Annotated in this window: 19 protein-coding genes; 1 reads left to right on the forward strand and 18 read right to left on the reverse strand. The window is 41.6% G+C overall.

Going from position 1 to position 22,436, the window contains the following annotated elements; all coding sequences use genetic code 11:
• From J7K40_04430 to mraZ, 12 genes are read right to left on the reverse strand one after another with little or no spacing between them, the layout of a single operon-like run.
• Positions 1-705: an FtsQ-type POTRA domain-containing protein gene (locus tag J7K40_04430; GenBank protein MCD6161645.1), complete on the reverse strand. Its 705-nt coding sequence runs from the start codon at positions 703-705 to the stop codon at positions 1-3.
• Positions 705-2,075, reverse strand: a complete 1,371-nt coding sequence (locus J7K40_04435) for a UDP-N-acetylmuramate--L-alanine ligase (GenBank protein MCD6161646.1) — start codon at positions 2,073-2,075, stop codon at positions 705-707. Before J7K40_04435 ends, J7K40_04430 begins: the two co-directional genes overlap by 1 nt.
• Positions 2,072-3,157: an undecaprenyldiphospho-muramoylpentapeptide beta-N-acetylglucosaminyltransferase gene (murG, locus tag J7K40_04440; GenBank protein ID MCD6161647.1), complete on the reverse strand. Its 1,086-nt coding sequence runs from the start codon at positions 3,155-3,157 to the stop codon at positions 2,072-2,074. The genes J7K40_04435 and murG overlap by 4 nt, the downstream gene beginning before the upstream one ends.
• A complete protein-coding gene (locus tag J7K40_04445) occupies positions 3,154-4,293 on the reverse strand; it encodes a cell division protein FtsW (protein MCD6161648.1) in 1,140 nt (379 codons plus the stop codon). Before J7K40_04445 ends, murG begins: the two co-directional genes overlap by 4 nt.
• Complete coding sequence (locus tag J7K40_04450; protein MCD6161649.1) at positions 4,290-5,645, reverse strand: UDP-N-acetylmuramoyl-L-alanine--D-glutamate ligase; 1,356 nt, start codon at positions 5,643-5,645, stop codon at positions 4,290-4,292. Before J7K40_04450 ends, J7K40_04445 begins: the two co-directional genes overlap by 4 nt.
• Positions 5,642-6,727 (reverse strand): phospho-N-acetylmuramoyl-pentapeptide-transferase, encoded by a 1,086-nt coding sequence (locus J7K40_04455; protein ID MCD6161650.1) that lies wholly within the window; start codon positions 6,725-6,727, stop codon positions 5,642-5,644. Before J7K40_04455 ends, J7K40_04450 begins: the two co-directional genes overlap by 4 nt.
• Complete coding sequence (locus J7K40_04460) at positions 6,727-8,121, reverse strand: UDP-N-acetylmuramoyl-tripeptide--D-alanyl-D-alanine ligase (GenBank protein MCD6161651.1); 1,395 nt, start codon at positions 8,119-8,121, stop codon at positions 6,727-6,729. Before J7K40_04460 ends, J7K40_04455 begins: the two co-directional genes overlap by 1 nt.
• Entirely contained in the window at positions 8,108-9,610 is a 1,503-nt protein-coding gene (locus tag J7K40_04465) for a UDP-N-acetylmuramoyl-L-alanyl-D-glutamate--2,6-diaminopimelate ligase (protein MCD6161652.1), read from the reverse strand. The genes J7K40_04460 and J7K40_04465 overlap by 14 nt, the downstream gene beginning before the upstream one ends.
• 20 nt (positions 9,611-9,630) lie before the next feature.
• The gene (locus tag J7K40_04470; protein MCD6161653.1) at positions 9,631-11,583 is read right to left on the reverse strand and encodes a transpeptidase family protein; all 1,953 of its coding nucleotides are present in this window, start codon (positions 11,581-11,583) and stop codon (positions 9,631-9,633) included.
• A complete protein-coding gene (locus J7K40_04475; GenBank protein ID MCD6161654.1) occupies positions 11,580-11,957 on the reverse strand; it encodes a hypothetical protein in 378 nt (125 codons plus the stop codon). The genes J7K40_04470 and J7K40_04475 overlap by 4 nt, the downstream gene beginning before the upstream one ends.
• Positions 11,941-12,900 carry a 16S rRNA (cytosine(1402)-N(4))-methyltransferase RsmH gene (gene rsmH / locus J7K40_04480; GenBank protein ID MCD6161655.1) on the reverse strand — a complete coding sequence of 320 codons (960 nt, stop codon included), beginning with the start codon at positions 12,898-12,900 and terminating at the stop codon, positions 11,941-11,943. Before rsmH ends, J7K40_04475 begins: the two co-directional genes overlap by 17 nt.
• A complete protein-coding gene (mraZ, locus tag J7K40_04485) occupies positions 12,869-13,303 on the reverse strand; it encodes a division/cell wall cluster transcriptional repressor MraZ (GenBank protein ID MCD6161656.1) in 435 nt (144 codons plus the stop codon). Before mraZ ends, rsmH begins: the two co-directional genes overlap by 32 nt.
• Positions 13,304-13,622: 319 nt before the next feature.
• Here mraZ and J7K40_04490 point away from each other — a divergent pair, with 319 nt between their 5' ends.
• Positions 13,623-16,064, forward strand: a complete 2,442-nt coding sequence (locus tag J7K40_04490) for a T9SS type A sorting domain-containing protein (protein ID MCD6161657.1) — start codon at positions 13,623-13,625, stop codon at positions 16,062-16,064.
• A 2-nt stretch (positions 16,065-16,066) separates the two neighbouring features.
• Here the strand turns inward: J7K40_04490 and J7K40_04495 are convergent, their stop codons facing one another.
• Genes J7K40_04495 through J7K40_04520 form a run of 6 tightly spaced genes read right to left on the reverse strand, consistent with a single transcriptional unit; the run spans position 16,067 to position 22,435 of the window.
• Complete coding sequence (locus tag J7K40_04495; protein MCD6161658.1) at positions 16,067-17,923, reverse strand: glycosyltransferase family 39 protein; 1,857 nt, start codon at positions 17,921-17,923, stop codon at positions 16,067-16,069.
• Positions 17,920-18,057: a hypothetical protein gene (locus J7K40_04500; GenBank protein MCD6161659.1), complete on the reverse strand. Its 138-nt coding sequence runs from the start codon at positions 18,055-18,057 to the stop codon at positions 17,920-17,922. The genes J7K40_04495 and J7K40_04500 overlap by 4 nt, the downstream gene beginning before the upstream one ends.
• 45 nt (positions 18,058-18,102) lie before the next feature.
• Positions 18,103-19,041, reverse strand: a complete 939-nt coding sequence (locus J7K40_04505; GenBank protein MCD6161660.1) for a glycosyltransferase — start codon at positions 19,039-19,041, stop codon at positions 18,103-18,105.
• Positions 19,034-20,143 carry a glycosyltransferase gene (locus J7K40_04510; protein MCD6161661.1) on the reverse strand — a complete coding sequence of 370 codons (1,110 nt, stop codon included), beginning with the start codon at positions 20,141-20,143 and terminating at the stop codon, positions 19,034-19,036. The genes J7K40_04505 and J7K40_04510 overlap by 8 nt, the downstream gene beginning before the upstream one ends.
• The gene (locus J7K40_04515; protein MCD6161662.1) at positions 20,119-21,483 is read right to left on the reverse strand and encodes a hypothetical protein; all 1,365 of its coding nucleotides are present in this window, start codon (positions 21,481-21,483) and stop codon (positions 20,119-20,121) included. Before J7K40_04515 ends, J7K40_04510 begins: the two co-directional genes overlap by 25 nt.
• Positions 21,476-22,435: a GNAT family N-acetyltransferase gene (locus J7K40_04520; GenBank protein ID MCD6161663.1), complete on the reverse strand. Its 960-nt coding sequence runs from the start codon at positions 22,433-22,435 to the stop codon at positions 21,476-21,478. Before J7K40_04520 ends, J7K40_04515 begins: the two co-directional genes overlap by 8 nt.
• Position 22,436 lies beyond the last annotated feature (1 nt).

The raw sequence follows: 22,436 nt of genomic DNA on the forward strand, positions 1-22,436 counted from the left end.
TCAAATCCTGCCCCTTACTATCATTCTTCCTGCTGTCATATCAAAAAAACCGGAGTTGCCCAGTATGCCTTTTACATCCAGCGTCGAAAGCCTGTAAAGAGCTTCCTCATGGTTTCGCAGGTGAAGTAAAACCCTAACGCCGCCGGGATTAAAAATAAGCGCAACCGTACCGTATTTACCGAAGTGGATTTCTGATAACCTGTGGGCTAATGTATCCGACAGCTTCTTAAGCTTATCATTAATTGTCAGCGCATATCCAAGCATCATTTTATCTCTGTATGAAAGTTTCTTTGAACTGGTAAGACCTGTGATAACAGGCAGTATGGTTTTTGAATTTTTCGCATCAACAAATTTAAGAGACCGGGTTAAACCATATAACTTATTTGTTCTGGCGAAAAGCTCAATCTTATCTGCCTTCATATCTATTTCCAATAACTTCGGAAGCTTGCGTTTTATTTTAACCGATTCAATACCGGGCATCTCGATTAACGCCTTACAGGCTGATTCTATATCCTGATGAAAAATCGACTCATCCAATTTTAGCCCTGATGTTTCCATTACTTTATCGGTATCGATTTTATCGGGGCAGTTGATTTGAACATCCGATAGATTAAACCAGGAGAGTTGGCTTAAACTGATAAAAGTAAACCGGCCGCCTGCTGTCGCCATTGCAACTATAATAAACGCTCCTATTAATCGCTTCATTACTTTAATTCCTTAAGGATTAGAGGCGATATTTGGTAGATATCGCCGGCGCCGATGACTATCACTAAATCATTGGGCTGAAGATTATCTTTTAATAAAGCCGGGATTTTTTTCTTATCCACAACATAATCCACATGCTTATGCCCGGATTTTATCGCCGCATCGGCAACAAGCTTGCCGTCAATTCCCTCGATATGTTTTTCACGCGATGGGAAAACATCGGTAACAACAAGATAATCCGAATCCAGCAATGATGAGCCGAACTCTTTATAAAAAGCCTGTGTTCGAGAATAAAGATGAGGTTGAAACACAACTGCAATTCTTCCTTTATAGCTTTGACGTATGCCTTCGAGAGTAGCTTTTACTTCAGTTGGATGATGAGCGAAATCATCATAAACATTAATGCCGTTAGCCTGCCCGATATGCTCAAGCCGTCGGCTGACTCCCGGAAATGATTCGAGTGCTTTAGCCGCTTTATCAAAAGCTGCATCCAAATCTATAGCGACGGCTAAGGCTGCTAATGAATTTAAAACATTATGTTTGCCAAGAAGCGGAATCTTAACTTTGCCATAAGAATTCCCATTGCTATGGCAGTTAAACTCTGTGAATTTGCCTGTAAATTCGACATCGGTTGCGTATATATCGGCATGACGGGAGAAACCATAGGAAATGCTGGGGCGAGCAAATCTGGATCGCACCTGCTGAAGGCCGGGATTATCGAGACAATATATGATGCTTCCATAGAATGGAACCCGTGAGGCAAATTCGACGAAGCAATTAACCAGATCGTCTAAGTCCTCATAGCATTCCATATGTTCAGGCTCAATCGAGGTGATGACCGCCACTGTTGGATAGAACCGCAATATTGAGCGGTCAAATTCATCAGCCTCCGCCACGATATAATCGCTTTTGCCGACATAAGCATTAGTACCGACATTCAGAACCCGTCCGCCAACAATGACTGTGGGGTCAAAACCAACTTCGCTTAGCACATGACCGATAAGCGAGGTAGTCGTGGTTTTACCATGGGTGCCGGCAACAGCAATCGAGAATTTCATACGCATCAGTTCGGCCAGCATTTCTGCTCTCGATATTGCCGGTATCTTTTTTATAGCGGCGGCTATTAATTCGGGATTATCCTTTTTAACGGCGGATGAGTAAACTACAACATCAGCGTTATCTATATTAGCATCCTTGTGGTTATAATTTATTTTCATATCCAGCTTATGAAGGTATTCGGTTACCTCAGTCTTTTTTAAGTCGGAGCCGGATATAGTATAGCCAAGGTTATGAAGCACCTCCGCAATACCGCACATGCCGGTACCGCCTATGCCAATGAAATGGAGTTTCTTTATTCGTTTGAATTTCATATCAGCTTTATTATCTCCTCAGTAATCGCTTTTGCGGCGCCGGTGCTGCCCATGGCGCGCGCTTTTTCTTTTAATTCATGACGTCTGGCATCATCGCTGATTAATCCTGTTAAAAGGCTTGTGAATTCATCAGTTTTCAGCTTTGAGTCGGTAATAACATCAACTGCGCCCTTGTTTTTTAAATCTAACGCATTTTTCATCTGATGGTCGGCGGCAGCGTAAGGATAAGGAACAAGTATCGCCGGCAGACCCAGCGCTAATATTTCGGACAATGTCATTGCTCCGGCGCGGCAGACAATTAAATCGGCAATAGCATACGCTTTGGGCATCGAATCTATAAACGGCATCATCCTGCCCGGAAAATCAATTTCCTTAAATTGCTCGATTACTTTTTCATATTTATCAACGCCTGTTTGCCAGAGAATCTGCCAGTCATCCGGCAGAAGTCCATTATTATAAAATTCGCTTATAGCCTCATTTAATGATTGCGCTCCCCGACTGCCGCCGGTTATAAATAATACTTTTTTGCCCGGCTTTAAATTGAATTCATCGAACAGTGTATTATCACATGAAACAACTAAATCCTCCCGCAGGGGATTGCCGGTAACAATTGTTTTCCTTGCTTTCTTGAAATGTTTTTTAGAACCTTCAAAAGCCAAGCAAATCCTGTCAGCAAATCGAGCTAAGAATCTGGTAGCCAATCCGGGATAAGCATTTTGTTCCTGAATCAGAATTTTGGCTTTTCGCCTTTTGCCAGCCAAAACCACAGGCGCAGAAAGAAAACCGCCGGTACCTACAACAACATCCGGGTTAAAACGGCGCACTATACTATCAGCCTGTATGTAAGCGCGTATTATCTTTTTAGAGAAATTTATCATACCGGTAATGTTTCTTTTCATGCCGACAACTTCAATCTCCTCGATTGGGAACCCGTTTTTTTCGACGATGTTTCTTTCCATTCCTCCTTTGATGCCCACAAATAAAAACTGAGTATTCTCAAGCTTGCTTCTTAGCAATCGGGCAATATTTATCGCGGGTATCAGATGCCCGCCGGTTCCTCCTCCTGCAAACAAAATCTTCATTGAACTCTTACATGCTTTAATAGGGGTTTTTTATCGTGTCGCGCAACCGATAAAATTAATCCAACGGCGGCGCAGCTTATTACCAGTGATGACCCGCCATAGCTGAAAAACGGCAGAGTGATTCCGGTTATCGGCAGAAGGCCGAGAGCTACTCCTATATTAATAACTGCCTGCAGAGTTATCATTATTCCCAATCCAGCCGCCAGCAAATAGCCGCGAAGGTCATTTGAGCTATTGGCTATTTTTAATGTCCCCATGCTGAATATCAGTAAAAGTCCCAGAACAAAAGTGCATAGCAAAAACCCGCCTTCCTCAGCCGAGGCCGAAAATATGAAATCAGTATGCGGCGCGGGCAAGAATAAATTTTTTTGTCCGCCGCCGCCAAGTCCTCGTCCGAATAATCCGCCGGAACCTACGCTGATTAATGACTGGCGATTTTGATAAAAGCCGCGTGATGGCGGAGAACCATCAGGCGTGTTAAGCGGGTCTTTTAGCGATGCGGCATAATCAACAATGCGGTCTTTCTCATAACCCAAACCAAATACCATTGTGCCGCCGATAATCATTACCGCTAATCCGGCCGCCAGAAGATACCGCAATTTTAAACCGATTAAAAACATCAGAATTACCGCTGAGGAAAATAGCAGCATTGTCGTTCCAAGATCAGGTTGTTTGATTACCAGAAGAACTCCTATGGAAAATACTACCAGATGCGGCCAAAGCTTTTTTAACTCTTTCGGTTTGTTCTTTACATCAACAATCGTATAAGCAAGATACATGAAGAGTGATATTTTAAAAGCCTCGGAGGGCTGAAAACGCACAAAACCAATAGTCAGCCAGCGATGAACATTTTGCTGTGAGGGCGCAAACAGAACCCAAATCAGACAGACTAACGATACTAACATAAATAGGGGAGACAGCTTTAAAATTTTCCGATAATTTACTCTCGAACATATAAACAATACTATTATTGCCAGAGCCGCCCAGAACAATTGACGCAAGAAATAATGCCATGGCGAAAGTTCCTTGAGCTGGCTGTACGGCCCGGATACGCTGTAGATAAATATCAAGCCGGTAGCCATAAGAAGCATAACTGAAAGCATAATTGCTTTTTCCGGAGATTTCAGGTAGTTCATCCCACTTCACCTTTAAGCTTTATAACAGCCTTTTTAAATATCTCGCCTCGCTGTTCATAATTATCATACATATCGAAACTGGCGCATCCCGGCGAGAGAAGCACTGAACCATCAGGGGTTGCCAGTTTATAAGCGGATTTAACCGCTTCATTCATCGAGTCGATATAATGAAGTTTAGTAATTCCCTTAAAAGCTGAAGCGATTATTTCAGCGGCTTCGCCAATCAGAACGACATCTTTAACATGTTTGCTAACTAAGCCGTTCAAGGTTTCAAATTTGCCGCCTTTGTCGCGCCCGCCCGCTATCAAAACAATAGGCGGCGCTACAGACTGCAGCGCCCAGTAGACAGCGTCAACGTTGGTCGCTTTTGAATCGTTGATGAAGCTGACAGTTCCAATTTTACCGGCTTTTTCCAAACGGTGCTCGACGCCCGCAAATGATTTCAAGCCGGCGGCGATGTGTTCAGCATCTATTCCGGCGGCAATACAGCAGGCAGACGCGGCGCAGGCATTCGATATATTATGAGGTCCCTTAATGCCTATGTCTTTAATATCAATTATGCGTTCTTTCTTGTCATACCGGCTTATATACATCGAACCATGTTCTATAAAACAGCCATTATCAATTATGCTGTGATTGGAAAAATTCAGAATTTCGCTGTTTGGTTTATATTTCTTTAGATGATTATCATCATAATTTAAAACCGCTTTATCGATGCTGTTCTGATTGGAGAATATCTTCAGTTTCAAAGCGATATAGTTTTCCATAGTTTTATGACGGTCGAGATGGTCGGGGGTTATATTTAATACAACGGCTATATCGGGTTTGAATTTGTCAATCCATTCGAGTTGAAAAGTGGATACCTCAATAATTCCCCAGCCGCTGTTTTTTATATCGCGAGCAATACTGACAAATGGCTTGCCGATATTGCCGGCAACTTCACAGGATATATTTGCCTGCCTGAATATCTCTCCAATTAGAGATGTTGTAGTTGTTTTTCCATTGGAGCCGGTAATGGCAATAATTTTCCCTTGGCATAATAAATAGCCAAGCTCCAGTTCTGATATAATTTTGATGTTATTAGCCTGCGCCTGAATTAGTATGTCAGAATCGGCTGGAATCCCCGGACTGGTTACTATGAGCTGACAATTGAAAACATCCTTGCTGTGTCCGCCGAATTCATGTTTAATGTTTCGCTTTTTCAGCAGGCTTAATGCCTCCGGGAATTTATCCGCCGGACTTATTTCGGATAGGAAGACATCCGCGCCAAGTTCAGTTAATACCTCAGCCGATGCCAGCCCGGAGCGCGCGGCGCCAATTATGCTGATTTTTTTCTCTGTAAAATCCATCATCTAATCTTCAATGTGCTGATGCTTATCAGCGCGAAAATAATGCCAATAATCCAGAACCTCACGGTGATTTTTTGTTCCGACCAACCCAGCAATTCAAAATGGTGATGCAAAGGCGCCATTTTGAATACTCGTTTGCCTGTCATCTTGAAATAAAGCACCTGAACAATCACTGAAAGTGCGACTATTACAAAAACACCACCCATAATTACAAGCAGTATTTCTTTTTTAATTAACAAAGCCAACCCGCCAAGAATACCGCCGAGAGCTAAAGCGCCTGTATCGCCCATAAAAACCTGAGCCGGATTTGCATTGAACCATAAAAAGCCAAGGCATGCTCCCAGCAAAGCGCCGCAAAAAATAGTTAACTCGCCGGCATCTTTAAGATATTCGATATTGAGATAGCTTGAAAAATCTACACGACCGGTTATATAAGTCAAACCAATAAATCCCAATGCGCAAATTCCCACAAGTCCGATAGCTAAACCATCAAGACCGTCAGTAAGATTGACTGCATTTGAGGCTCCGGTTATTACTATTACCACAAACGGGATATACAATATTCCGAAATCGAGAAAGATATCTTTAAAGAAAGGGATGCTTGTGGCGGTTGTAAAATTAGGGTCGGGCGGTTTGAAATAGAGGATGGAACCAATGATAAGTCCAAGTAAAATCTGGCCGGCTAATTTTTTTCGCGCAACAATTCCCTTTTTTTGCTTCTTTATAGTTTTAAGATAATCATCCATGAAGCCAAGAAGCCCCATTGAAACCGTTACCAGAAGAATTAAATGAATATACTCGTTTGTTAAATCTACCCAGAGAAGCGTCGGCACTATTATTGAAATCAAGATAAGCAAACCGCCCATCGTGGGAGTGCCCTCTTTTGCCAGATGCGACTTCGGGCCGTCATCCCTGATATTTTCTTTGATTTGCTTTTGCTTCAAATACTGAATGAAAATAGCGCCGAATATGAAACTGATAAGCATTGCCGTAATAGTTGCATAAGCCGTGCGGAACGTTATATACTTGAAAATATTAAAACCGCTGATATGCTGACTTAACGGATACAGTAAATGATATAGCATTAATCATTTCTCCTGAATGAGCGTGTTATTTCCTCTAACGCCATACCCCTGGAACCCTTCACTAAAACGACATCAGCTGCTTTAAGATATTGATTTAAACAGTGAATCAATTCGCTTTTATTTTTGAAATGCTCTTTTATGCCCGATTGGAATTTGGACAGATAATACTTGGATAATTTGCCATAGGTAAAAAGAGCGTCGATATTTCTCAGGTTTAAATACCAGCCGATTTCAACATGAAAATCTTCCTTGTTAACACCCAATTCAAACATATCTCCCAGTACCGCAACTTTTCGTCCCCATGAGGGGTAGTTAGCTAAAGCGTCAATAGCGTTTTCCATAGAAACCGGGTTGGCATTATAGCAGTCATTGATAAATACCACGCCGCCGCTCTCGAAAACCTCCGACCGCAGATGATAGGCTTTCAATTTGCTTAATGGCTCTATCAAGCTTTCGGGGCGGACTCCAAGATGTACGGAAGCGGCTATTGCCGCTGCGGCGTTGTATATATTATGTTTTCCGGGATAGTTGATTTGATAGCTAACGCCGTTTAATTTAAATGAGCTTTTTTTGCCCGCTATGATTGAAAACCCGCTCACTTTATAATCAGCATCCTTTTCAATGCCGTAAGTAATTGTATTCTGCGGTGTTTTTTTTATCCATTCCGAAAGGATGTTATCATCGATGTTCAGTATTACCGTTCCATTTGCCGGCAGCCTTTTCACCAATTCATATTTTGCTTTGGCAATGGCATCGATAGAACCCATTGTCTCAAGATGAACCGGCGCAATATTAGTAAACACCGCTGTCTGAGGACGGCTTATTTCAGCTAAACGAGACATCTCGCCGGGTATGCTCATACCCAGTTCGAAAACCCCAACCCGATAATTATGATTCAGATTAAAAAGCGACAGCGGCAGCCCGACCAGATTGTTGAAATTGCCTGTTGTTTTAAGGACTGTATATTTAGTTTGCAAGCAGGCGGCAAGCATCTCCTTAGTGGTGGTTTTACCGTTTGATCCGGTAATGCCTATACACTCGATATTGAATTTCTCTCTATAATATGACGCCAGATTGCCAAAAGCCCTAAGCGTATCATTTACTTTGAATACTATAACATCACCGGCGGAGATGTTTTTACTGACAACAACGCCCGAGGCGCCGTTAGCGATAGCCTGCTGTATATAATCGTGGCCATCAAACCGTTCGCCCTTAATAGCGAAGAAAAGGTCATCCTTTTTAGTAGTCCTGCTGTCAATTGATACGCCATTAAAACCAACTTCATCAAAAGATAACAGCCGCTTGCCATGATTTTTTGCTGTTTTTAGCGGTTGTACGCTTAGAGCATTTTGAATATCAGAGCAAGCTAATTTCATTTTCTCAAGAACCTTCATAGCCCATTTTCCTAAGATGCTTTTTTATAACTATCGGGTCGGAAAAGTAATGACGAGTATTGCCGACTATTTGGTAATCCTCGTGCCCTTTGCCCGCTATGATGACCAGATCGCCTTTCTTTGCCGATGCTAATGCTTGTCCAATTGCTTCATCCCTGTTAGCATTGACCGTATATTTTATATTATTGGGAATCCCTTTTAGTATATCATTAATGATTTTTTGAGGGTCTTCAGTGCGCGGATTATCAGAGGCAACAAACATCCGGTCGGCATACTGAGCCGCTATTTTCCCCATTATAGGACGTTTGGTTTTGTCGCGGTCGCCGCCGCAGCCAAAAACAAGAATCTTGTCGCCATCAGCATTTATGCCCTTAAGCAAATTTTCAAGCGCATCAGGCGTATGAGCATAATCAACTATGATATCAAATGGTTGGCCTACCTCAATTTTTTCTACTCGTCCCGGTACCTGCGGAGCATTTTGCAGGGCTTTGACGGCTTTCACAAAATCACATCCTATGCTTACTACCGCCGCAATAGCCGCTCCGGCATTATACAAATTGAATATGCCCAAAAGCGGCATTTCACCTGTTATCGTTTTGCCTTTGTATGATGCTTCAAAATATCTCAGGTTATTTTCAAAGCCCTTATCTGCAATTATTATATCCGCTGATTTGGCGCCTTCTGTTTTTTCAGCTGTTGAGTATGAGAGAATTTTACCTCGGCATGCTTCTTTTATCTTTTGATAATATTTATCATCAAAATTTAACACGGCAAATCCATCATCATCAAGCAATTCCGCAAAGAGAATGGACTTGGCTTTGAAATAGCTTTCCATATCTTTATGATAATCGAGATGATCCTGAGTCAGATTCGTAAAGACTGCTCCGGAAAACTTAACGTCATCACAACGATGCTGAATTAGCCCGTGCGATGATACCTCCATCACACAGCCGTCAATGTTATAATCGCGCATCTCAGCTAAATACATCTGAGTGTCTATAGAGTTTGGAGTAGTATTCAATGCGTTGATTAACCGCTTACCGGTGTCATAACCAACAGTTCCGATATTTCCCCAACGTTCGCCCATTGTTTTCATTATATGGTTTATCAGGAAGCAGACAGTTGTCTTGCCGTTTGTGCCGGTTATCCCGATAATTTTCAACTGCTTCGATGGGTAATCATAAAAGCGGGAGGCCACTGCCGACATGATTCGCCTGATGTTATCGCACCTGATAACCGGAACGTTTTTGATATTATTATTTTTCGCTTGAGTTGCTACCGCATTTGCCCCAAGCGATACGGCTTCCGCAATAAATTTTGCGCCATCGGTTAGATAACCGGGTATAGCGAAAAATAAATCGCCTTGTTTTACTCTGCGAGAATCATACGCCAGGCCGGTTATCTCCACCGGAAAATAATCTTGCGCGATAATAACATCAAGACCGGCAAATAATTTTTCCAATTGAATCGGTTTATAGTCTGAAGCCATATTATTGTCGATAGTCAAAATCATCCGATTTTAAACCTCAATTTTAATATCTCCCCATCAATATATTTCTTGCCGGCGGCTGGAGTTTGAGAATAGACTAAACCGGAACCGTCAAATTCGCATTCGATGCCTTTCATCGCCGCTAAGATTAATGCCTGCTTTATCGTTAAGCCCTTGAAATCCGGAATTTGACCTTCGTTGTCAGCATCGTTATAATAGCGGGCAGAGGTTTCTATCATCAAGGCAAATTCGGATTTTAAATCATCTGACGTCATCTCGATTATATTGTCTGCATACTGGTCGGTTGATAAGATTCTTTCCACCATAAACTGCGGCAGGCAATAATACCTTTCGGCGATATTTCTAAATACCGGCGCGGCAGTCTCTCCACCGCAGCGCGAGTTCTTCGGCTCATCGAAAAGCACGATTCCAACTATCATAGGGTTATCCGCAGGAAAGTAGCCGACAAATGATGCTCTCGATTTTTTCCAATCGTAGCCTTTTTTATCATCTCTAAGCTTGATGGCTGTGCCGGTTTTCCCGGCGATAGAAACCATATCAGAAGAGGCTTTTTGGGCAGTGCCGCAGACAACAACCTGCCTTAAGAATTCATTAAGCACGCTTTTCACTTCGGAAGCTAAAACCCGCCTGATTTTTTGCGGACATCCCAGAGGTTTTGCGTTGCCATCAGCATCAATAATTTCCTTGCCGAAATACGGTCGATGCAGATACCCATCCGAGGCTATCATTTCATATAATGCGGTAATCTGTAATGGTGATGCCGATATGCCGTGCCCAAAACTGACATTTGCCAAGTAATGTTCGCGCCAATCCGGATGCATAACATAACCGCTTGCCTCAGCTGGGAAATCCACGCCTAAAGGCATATTAAACCCTGCTTCTTTAATAATCTTAAATAGGGAAATATCGCCCAGAGCAAGAGCCATTTTAGCGGCGCCAATATTTGAGGAATGAACAATAATATCCTCAACAGTGAGGCTATCGAACTTGTGGTCATCATGAATTATTCTATTGCCGATCCGGAACTTACCATTTTCTACGAATAAAACAGTATTGGGTTCAAATAAACCGTTTGAAATTGCCGCCGCGGCTGTTACAATTTTAAATGTTGATCCCGGTTCATATTGATCGGTGATTGCTCGATTGCGGGTTGCGGGTTTGCCCAAGCTATCCAAAACCGCGCACGCCATTATCTCGCCGGTACCGGCTTTTATAAAAATAGCTATTCCGCATTGAGCATTATTATTAATCATTCCCGCTTTTAATTCCTGTTCGACTATTTGCTGAAAGTCTAAATCGATAGTCAGCGCCAAGTCGGAACCGCGGCATGGTTCTATTAACGGCTTTTCCTCAAACCGGTAGCTATGACCCAGCCCATCGCGTTTAAATACCGCTTTGCCGTATGAACCTGCGAGAAACTTGTCATATTGAATTTCTATGCCCGAAAGGCCGTTAGCATCAATATCAACTCTGCCCAAAAGCGACCGGGCAAGCTGACCGGCTGGATACACTCGTTTGGGTTCGACAAGGCGGTTTAATGTTTCAATTTTGGATTTTTTAAGCGTCTTTTCCAACCTTTTATCGGTTTTTCTGGCGACCCATAGAAATCGAGGGTGATTCTTAAATTTTTTCAGCCAATTTGAAGAACCGATAATCTTTTTTAATTTCCTGGCAGCTCTTCTCTTATCTTTAATTTGCTCGGGAACGATATAATATGAATACGAATCGATATCCTGAGCCAGCGCTTTATAATTTCTGTCATATATCGTACCTCGCTTGGCTTGAATATCAATAACTAAATTTTGCTGTCTATCGGCAGCAATGAGAAACTTCTCGCGGTCGATAATCTGAAGCCAGACCAAGCGGCCGATAAATACTGCCCATATCAAAATAAATATAATCTTAACCGAAGTAAGCCTCGGACTTAATTTGCTTTGTATTAATCCGGTCATCTTTTTCCCAACAAAGAATCAAATACTCTTTCTAAAAAACTTCCCACACTGGCGAAAAGGCTCTGGTCTATTTTTTGCTTAGCCGTCGTTTTATCGAATAAGACAATTCGCTTTTTTACATCATAGGTCATGCCGTAATTTTGACGGACACAGTTATCTATCCATGCTATTGATCTATATTTTTCAAGTTCAACATAAAATCGCCTGTTCTGCTCGGCTAAATTCTTTTTAGCGCGCTCCAATTGAGTCAATTGTCGTGAAAGTCTATCTGCTTCGTTTGATTTCCAAACCCAGATTACCGCCAGAAAAAATAACACCGGAAATAAGAGTTTGACTTGCACAAACTGCTTTTTCTTTTTACGCCGCGGCTTCAATTCTCTCCACAACCCTCAATTTTGCCGACCTAGCTCTGGGATTTGAATTAACCTCATCAGAATCCGGTACGACAGGTTTTGAAAATACCAGCCGAATAAGCTTCTGCGCGCCGCATCGGCATTCCGGCATACCCGGAGGACAGACACATTTGCCGGAATATTTTTTGAATATCCTCTTTACCAGGCCATCCTCAAGCGAATGATAAGTAATCACTAACGCCCGGCCGCCAACAGCCAGCAGCGGTATGACAGATTCAAGGCTTCGGCTGATATTCTCAAATTCAGCATTGACCTCTATCCTGATTGCCTGGAAAACACGAGAGGCGGTTTTTATAAAATACTTATCGCCTGCAACAGAACGAATAATTTGGGCTAACTGCCCGGTAGTTGTAATCCTTTCGGGATAATTCTTTATGGCTTTCGCCAATGATTTTGCTTTGCGTTCCTGCCCTAATGTCCTGAATAGAATAAACAATTCCTTTTCGCTGGAGTTTGCTATTAGATCAGACGCAGAATATTTACGGGTATCATCAAAAGACATGCCCAATGGCCCATCATTTAGATACGAAAACCCTCTCTCCGGATCATCTATTTGAAATGAACCTATACCAAGATCGTATAAGGCAGCGCTAATATGAGGAATCTTTTCACTTTTAAGATGAACCGCTATGTCAGCGAAGTTTGATTTAATCAATTTAGTCTCCGGCCCATATTCAGCTAAGCGGCTTGCTGCTTTTTTTAGGACTATACTGTCCAAATCAAAGCCGATATATTCAAACTTATTGCCAAATATTTTAATTACCTCTCTTGAATGGCCGCCCGCGCCGATTGTGGCATCAACAAATATGCCATCAGGACAACTCGAAAGCGATTCGATCACCTGTTTAACCATCACCGGTTGATGAATCGAATCAGATAAGGATTTTTTTGGCCACTTCCTCATAGGATTCACTGAATTCATCCTTAAATTTCTCGAATTCATCAGGATTCCATAACTCCATTCTGTCAAGCCTTCCGTTAACAAGAACTTCTTTGTTAAATTTCGCTGTCTTAATAAGGTTAGCCGGAATAGTAATTCTTCCCTGACGGTCAACTTGAACATCGGCGGCATTAGCCAGTGTAATCCTTAAATAATAGAGAGCATTAGGGTCTGTTTTAGTCCGAGTCTTAAGTTCCTCCTCCACTTTAACCCACTCATCCTCAGGAAAAACATATAAACAGTTGTTCAAACCTCTAATTATAGTATAATTCTCTGCCATTCCCGGCGACCGTCTGTATTTGGCAGGAATGTTAAGCCTGCCTTTCTGGTCGAGTGTGTGTAAATATGAGCCTTTAAATCCGGACAATCTTATTCTCCTATTTTCCCCATTATCACCCACAATACTACATAATTCACCTATTGTTGTCAAGAATAATTTTATCTAACTCATAGCTTCTTAAAAGATATAGGACTACGGCAAACACTATGGGGTTTATACAATAATTTTTTAAAATCATTAAGCGGATTTGCCGGATATGGTTTTCAGCTCTCTTTGTAACTGATAACATCTCAATATGTTAAGCTTGCGTTTCAAATTACAACGAGACAATTTTGGCATGGTATTTACTTTGCATTAACCCTCTGTGAATGTTTGGAAATCGAAAAAATTATACAGGAGGGAAAAAATGAGGTACAAGAAAAACGGATGGAAAATTTGGCTAATGGCAATCTTTTTATTGTTCAACGGCTTATCGTTGACAGCAAGGGCTGATGAAATTTTTCACTATAATGTTACAACAAATCAGAATGAAATTTCTGTTGTTTATACTGTTAATGGTGAAAAATACTGTTTTGAAGACAATTTTTCGCTTGAGGAATGCGGTGCTCCCGAACTGCCGTATAAAATTGTCAGGCTTGCCTTGCCTGCTAATACAAAAGTTGGCTCTTTTTCAGCGATTGGTTCGAATATTGAAAATTACGCCGCCGGGATTAACCATGCCTATTTTGAGGGCGATATTAAGACCGGTATTAATGAACAATATACGCCGGCGCCGAAGAATCTCGATTTATACGCTTCCTCTGATTTATACCCCGGTAAGTATGCCGAGGTTATAAACAAGGGCAGAATGGGACCGCAAGCTTTGGCGTCGATTGCGGTTTATCCTATTCAGTATCGGCCCTCTGATGGCCAAGTTATTTTAGTTGGCAATATTGAGATACGGATTAAACTTGAGGATGATTTCAACGCATCGGTCGATAGATTGCCCAAAGGCGCAAGTTTGTTGACAAACATAGTCGATAATCCGAAAGATTTACACTTACCGAGTTCATACGGCAATAATGGCAACGGCTTAATACCCGGCGAAATGTCGCTTGGTTTGGGAGCGGAGTATCTGATAATAACATCCGGAGAATTAGCGCCGGCGTTTTATCCATACTTTATCTGGAAAAACCAGAAGGGTCTTCAGGCAGAGCTTGTTTTAATTGAAGATATTTTACAGAACTATACTGGCGAGGATGAGCCGGCCAAACTCCGTTCATATCTTCAGGAGGCATATACAGCTGGCGCAAAATGGGTGCTTTTAGGTGGGGACGAGGATGTTATTCCAATCCGTTATGCTTATCCCGGCAACACTTCGGGTGTTCCGGAATTGCGCAACCAGCAAATTACCGATATGTATTATATGGATTTAACCGGCAATTGGGATAGCGATGGCGATGGGGTTTATGGCGAGTACAACCATGATGATCCCGATATTTATCCCGAAGTTTATGTTGGCAGAGTGCCGGCATCCAATCCCGAGGAGGCGGAAATCTGGGTGGAGAAAGCTTTAATATATGAGCAGAATCCCGGCGGCGGCGACTATTCATATCTGACCAAATGCTTGTTTATTGCGGCCGACCAGATGGTAGATCTTGATGAACATGTAGTATTGGCATCGCTTATGCCCGATAATTTTGAGGTTGACGCCACGCGGTGTATTGAGGAACCAAGCGGCGGCGCCGAGGAACCTACGCAGGCAACCGGCGAAACAATTATTGACATTATGAATGAAGACTGGGGTTTTATTTCCAACCTTAATCATGGCGACTTCTGCTACTATTCAACTAAAACAAGGGGCTATAATCATGCGCCGCGGTCGCTTATATGGGGCGATATTTTCTGGGACGCCGATAATTCAAGTTGGCTATTCGAATTAGAAGAAACCGATAAATTTACCATTCATTATTCGATAAGCTGTATGACTGCCGCCTATGATTGGGATAAGGAAGTATTTTTCCCGGGTCCGTATCTCACGCCGAATACATATATGGAGGCTTATCTTTTCCGGCCTGACAGGGGCGGCGTTGCTTATTTGGGCAATACTCGTTGGGGGTGGGTAACATCATCATACCTGCTTGAAACCAAGTTTCTCGAATATATATTTGCCGACACTGCCAGAAACCTGGCAGTAGCCGAGGCACTGACAAAAATATATTATCCTACAAAACGCGATATTGGTTATGGTCATACATTATTCGGCGACCCGGAAATGGTAATGTGGTCAAAACAGCCTTCTCCGCTCATTGTTAGCGTGCCGGACTATATCGAGAAAGATTTCGATTATACTACTGTCAACGTATCTACCGCCAATGGTTCAGCCGCCGATATCAATGTTTGTCTTTGGAAACCGGGAGAATTATACTATCGCGGAACCACTGATGAAGACGGCGAACTGCAGGTGCCGCTTAATATAACCGAGACAGGCGATATTTATGTAGCAGCTGTCGGTATAGATATGATTCCGGATATCGATACTATTCATGTGGTATATCAAATGGATATTGATGATGACGCTAAACTTCCTGCGGTAACTCGTTTGGGTAACAACTATCCTAACCCATTTAATTCCGGCACGGCGATTAAATTCTCAACAGTTAACCCCGGCTTAGTTGCCATCGAAATATTTGATATTTGCGGCAGGCAGGTTAAAACTCTCGTTAATGATTACTATCAGGCGGGCTTGCATACTATTGCTTGGAACTGCCGCAACAATAGCGGCGAGGAAGTCGCCAGCGGCGCGTATTTATACAGGTTGAAAACAGATGATAAAATTATAGTTAAGAAAATGACGCTGTTAAAATAAAATTACTCCTTCACCTTGTATAATTCAAAACGGTCAGCTGAATAGATTAGCCGGCCGTTTTGTTTAACAATCTCTACAAGGCTGGAGACATTTTGGCTGAATATATCAAACCCGGGCGCTTCGCTAAATTCGGAACCGCTTGAAAATTCCTTAACAACATCATAATCGAGAAGAATGTAATCAAGCGGGTTATCTTTTATGGATTGTTCTAAAAGATTTCTATCGCCTGAAAAATCATATACAGCCTGTTCGGTTGGAGTAAGGTAATAATAGCGATTATTCAAATAGAAACCATCGGCGCGAAACCAGCTGGAACATAATATGCCGACCTTTTCATTGGGGCTGGAAATCTCATTTAAAAACTGCCAGATATTATAATAGGGAAGGGCAAGATTTTTTTCGGCAGATTGAAGGCTATTCGGATTCAGAACAGTCTGAGTCGCCAGAAATTGATCCTGACCGATTATACCGACTGCCGCTTTAATGCGGTTTTTCCCATCACGGAAAACCTGAACGCCGGTTAGCGCAATAATCAAGCTCAGGGCGGCAAGTATTATCAAGCCATTAATCCTGCTCATTTTATAAAGCCTATCGATTATATAGGCGGCGGTAAACGACAATAACGGAATTATCGGCATCATATACCGGGCATTAGGCCAGGTAACATACCATATCACAAAAAAGACTGCTGATATTAGTAAAACCTGCCTGATAATTTTGGGTATCGGCCTGATAAATATCATCAAAGGCAGAAAGATTATCAGAACAGGACCTAATCGTCCCCGGAAAATATCAGCATCATATACCAATCTGAATGGAGAGGTTATAAAATTCAGTATGCTTTTATGTTCCATGGCGACGAATGTAGCCTTATTGTACGGATCAAAAATATCGCGCCAATAAGGAGAATGAAATATAGCGTCATAAAAAGGATAAAAGGGATTGCCTGTTTCGATGAATGCCTTAACATACCAGGGCAATCCGAATACTAATGCCGCCCCAATAAAAACCAATATATCCTTAAACCGGTGTTTGGAAAATGCAATTATTAAGAACATGGCAATAGCAAAAATAATAGCATTAGATTTAGTGGAAACGGAAAGCCCTATGAAAACTCCAGCCAGTATTATAGATTTAGAATGGTTTGATTCTATATATTCAAGATAAAAAAGCGTGGCGGCTAAAGCAAAACCAGCGGCGAGAAAATCATTTTTGGCATCGGCTAACTCGCCGATAAACAGCGGCACAGCGCCAAGTGCAATAAAAGCAAGCGCTCCATGTCCGCCGGTGAAACGCCGAAAACCTTTAGCCAAAAGAAACATAATCATTACGCCAATCATATATACAAAAAACTGAGCCGCTCCCGGCGACCGCAAAGACATTACCGGCATCAACAAAACCTCAGAGCTTAAGGCTGTAGCGGAGAATGCTATTGTCGGATAAAACTTGATGCCGCTGTCTGCCAGCCAGAGTTTGGGCAAGCCGAGATGGTAATATAAGGTGTCGTTTTTTATAGGCGGAGAAAGCGATGAAAGCCCTGCAATTACAAGAACCAACGCCACCAGGATTAACGGCAGGATAACAGGCAAATTTGCTGATATTTTTTCTTTCGACAGCGACCGCCGTCCAAAAATAGTGAATATGAAAATAAGTATTACAAAGACAATGATGAATGTATAACTGAGCATCCCCAACATGCCGGCAGAAAATAATATTACAATTGCGATACCGCAGCCGGCGAAAAAACCTGTGAAAAAATCAATTTCAATTTTCAGGATTTTTTTAAAAAACACAACGCCTAATCCGCCGAGAGCTAAACAATATAAAGATACAAACAGCAGGTCGATTAGTAATCTCATAACCCCAGCAATCCTTTGATTCTATCAATTCGCGACAACACGAAAGAAAGGAAGTAGGCGGCGAAAGCTATAATCAGGTAGATAGATATAAAAATATGCTTTCGTTTATCTTTATGCTGCTCTGTGTTTTTCATGGTATTGAATATATTAATAAACTAACCGCTATTATTACAGCTTTATTAAACAGCATTTTTACGCCTGTTTTTATATCCAAGCGCCAGGTTGCCCCAGATAATATAATCGAAAAGATAATCAGGCCAGTTTGAATTAATCTTTGAGGATACTATTTTCTCAACAATTTTAAGCGCTAACCTGTTAATCGTTAGAATCGATATTAACCTATGCAATGGGTTAATTTTAGTTGCGCCGCCGGAAAATCCCAACAAATGAACAGGAATCTGCTTTAAAAAATCAGGCTGTTTTTTTATGAGATATTCAAATGAATTATAGCCAAAATCGTAATAATTTGCCGCCAATGATTTTAATGTTCGCACATGATGATGGTATGTTACTGCCTTGGGGACATTTTCAATCTTGATGTCAAGCTTCTCCAGTCGCAAGCCAAAATCTATATCCTCGCCTCCCCAGCCCTGAAATTTATCATCAAAGCCGTTCATTTTTTGGTAGTTTTCACGGCTTATATAAAAACTATTGCTGGTAAACAACCGGCTGGGCAGAAACCTATCCTTGAACTCAGCGCTGTAGCGGCCTCGCGTATATTGATATTTCTCGAACCTGCCGAACTCCATATTTTTCGGATGACGCGGAACGCCAAGTTTGACAATATTAGGTTCCAAATTGCCAAGCATTGCCTCGATGTAATGATCATCGGGAACCATATCTCCATCAAGAAAAATAATATCCGTACCGCTTGATTTCTCAAAGCCGAGATTGCGATTGGCAGAGCGTCCAAGAGGGGGGGTGTTTCTGAAATATTTCAGAAATATAGGGTAGCGAAGTTTTTTAACCGCCTCGCCGGCTCCATCGGTTGAACCGTCATCGCATATAACAACCTCGAATATCCTTCGATTTTTAATCTGACGTTTAAGACTGTTTAACGCCGACAGTAAAGATTGTTTTTGATTCTTTACAAGAATAATTATGCTGATTTCAATCATCAATCAGGTTCCTGTAAACCTCAAGCATTTTCAGCCCTTCATTTTCCCAATTATATTTCTTTCCTTCAGTATGGCATGTTTTAGCGGCGGCTTCAAGGTTATTTTGTAAAAATCCATCAATGGTGTTAATATCGCTTTCGACAGAACCATTTTTAATTACCAAACCAAGATTATCCTGCCGGACTATTTTGCGCATTTCGGGAAGGTCTGAAATTATCGGCGGAACGCCTGCGGCAATATATTGAAATAATTTCTGCGGCAATGCCAGATAACTGTTCAGGGCTTGAGGCTTTATAAGCATCAAACCGGCATCCGCACCGGCAGTATAATTTTTTAGCTGGTCGGGGGAAACCTTCCCGACAAATCGTATTCTTTCTTTCAAACCCAGTTCATCGGCTTGCTTTTCTAATGACGGTCTGTTAGGCCCATCGCCTACAATAACCAGCGAAACATCCGGCAATCCGGCAATGGCTTCTAACGATCTTGTTAGCCCCTGGCCTGATCTTAATATCCCCTGAAAGATTAATATATACTTGCTCGCAAGGTTGTATTTTTGACGAAGATTAATCGGCTGCGCTGTCTCATCAATTTTGGCGGCATTCATAACTATTTTCGGTCTGTTAATGCTATAGCGATTTACAAGTTCATTGGCAATCGATTCATTTACAGCAACAACAGCATCTGCTTTCTTAATCAACCTCTTTTCCAGATTTCTCCAGAATGCCTTTGCAGCAGGTCTTTTATAAAGCGAATACTGCTCGGTGTATAACTCCCGCGATTCATAGATGATTTTAGCTTTACAGGCTTTGGAGGCTTTAACCGCCGCCCATAGAGTATCGAGGTCAACGGCGTGGTATATATCCGCTTTCAATTTGCCTGCCAGAGATGCCGCCCGGATGTTAAAATCAATAAACCGCCGCTGTCGAAATGGTTTCACGGGCTGGGGAAAGCGATGAATGGGCGCTTCACCGAATGAGTTCAGTTCGCCTCCATCCGTTGCGATTATATCAAGCTTCCAACCGGAAGACAATATATCCTGGCATATAAACCGGGCGCGCGAATCGAAATCAAAAGGGTTTAGGATAAGAAAACAGATGCGCAATTGTTCCTCCACCGGCGATTAATTTCATCAAGAGATGCTATATACGCTTCTGCTGATTCCGCTTTTTTTAGTATATAGCAATAAGCCTCATACCAGCCGGGAAAATCAGGTTCATAGATTGTGCGCATATGCCAGTCGAGAACCAAAAGGCTATGATTAGCCCGGCATGTTCGAATCATTGTATCGATAGTATTTTCTCGAATGGCTTTATCCTTTATTGAAAGCAAAGCGCAATCCATAATAGTTATCGGTATTTCAAGGATATCGAGCGATTCGCCGGTTTCAAAGTCAAAGCCGAAAAAGGGGAAGTCCAAACCGCTAGTATAGCCGGGGATAATATCCGAACCTGCCGATGATGAGTAGCCGAAGCTTGCGGCGCTTTTCCAGAAATCAGGAAATGTGCAGTCGAGATAATGAGGACGCAAACCATCAATGGCAGTCTGGAATATTTGCGACAGTTTGTTCTGATAGTCCTCTAAGCTTTCCTTATTCGACCATGTTCCTATTCCATTGTGCAAAGCAATTTTATATCGGCAATTTTTACATTTTGATAATATCTTATAAACATCCTTAAATTTATAAGTCGGGTCTTTTGCCGATTGTCTGTCGCCGGCATAGATGAAAAGCGTGGAGTTCATATCAATGTCAAGCCATCTGTCAATCATCCGGTAAGGATTAGGCTTATGAGAAAAAGTGGATTTAATAGAATCAGCCAGACCCGTAATCGAACCTTTTAATCCGCCGTGAATCTCATCGGAATAAACAGACTTTGCCAATATGACAAAGCTGCTTAGTATTTTCCGTTTGAATATATCAATATCATGGCTTAAGCCTACGGCGAAATCGGCATTGTCTGGCCAGGGGGAAACTCTTTTGAAATCTGCCGGTATTATATTCGAACGCTTTAATACATCCAAAAAATATACAATGTAACTTTCAAAAAACGGATATATAAAATAAATATTCGTTTTAATTCTGTCTGGAGTCCAGATAGGATTTCTATGATTTTCTAAACCGGTTACTAAATAATTGTACATTATTGAGAATATATCAATATTGATGCTGGACTTGTTAAGCAAAATAGCATCATCAGGAATAAACCCAGGCAGAACCAATCTGCTTTTATTATTTCTCAACTGCCAGTCCCGAAGATTGATCTCATATTCGATAGTGGGAATGTACAAGCTGCAGTTAGCCGCAGTATTGCCATAGCCAATATCTGCATTATCTTCTGAAATTCTAAACTTTAAGCCGGTAATCGAGGCAATCAGGTTTAATATATATATTGTTTTTTTTCTGGTTTTTATGGGACATTGCATATTTACGGTAATTTCAGTCATTACGTCTCGCTTTTAATTTCATCAAGTATCTATATGTAGTCCCCTTAAGCGAGAAATTTCTCTCAATTTCAACATGCTTTTTCGGGATTGAGCCAAATGATTTTTTGAAACTGCCTATCGATTCAATGTCTCCTCCAAGGAGGTCCCAGTTTTTTATGCCTTTATGATACAGTTTTTCGCCAATCTTGAGAACAAGAAAGTGATTAACTCCCAGATTAAGGCAGGATGTTTTTGCTCCTGCCAGCCAATCATAAGCGTATTTTCCCCAGATGAGTTGAGTTCTGAAAGCCGCCGGTTGATTATCGACAACAGCGATATAGGTTTTGGCTATATTCAGCTTGGTTAGCCGTTCGACCCAGCCTACTGTTTTACTTTCGCCAAGCGGGGGTTTTAAGCCATTACGATTAAAACTGGCTTCATATAAATCATACGGAAGCGCATCGGTTGTTTTAATATCAACTTCGGCTTGCCGCGCTTTCTTAACATTTCGCTTAACGTTGCGGGAACATTTGCTTATCATGTTTTCAAAGGTGTCGGGGATGAGATAATAAGTTAATCGATTCTTTTTTTGCCAATCAGAGAGATTAAATTTCAAGCTTTCTTCGGGGGTTAACGAAAAAACAGCGGTATCAACATCGTTTTGAATTGATTCATATAAATATTTTAAAACAGCCTTATCTTCAGGTAACGAAATCGGTCCGTAATATTGAAAGAACGTAGGTATTATTGCGGTTCGGATATTAAATTTACCGCCTAATAAAATATTAGCCATACCGGTTAAGATATCAGAGGCAAAGCATACATATGGTTGAAAATCAAGGTTTAATATTTCCGAAGCGGTTATGAGGAAATCGGGCTGATAGAATATTGAACCGGGGAAATCCAGTTTGTCAGTAGCGATCAAATCTCGATATTGATATTGTCCTACTTTTAAGATTTTATTATTTGGCAAA

This window comes from Candidatus Zixiibacteriota bacterium (genome assembly GCA_021159005.1).
Classification (GTDB): Bacteria; Zixibacteria; MSB-5A5; order UBA10806; family 4484-95; genus JAGGSN01.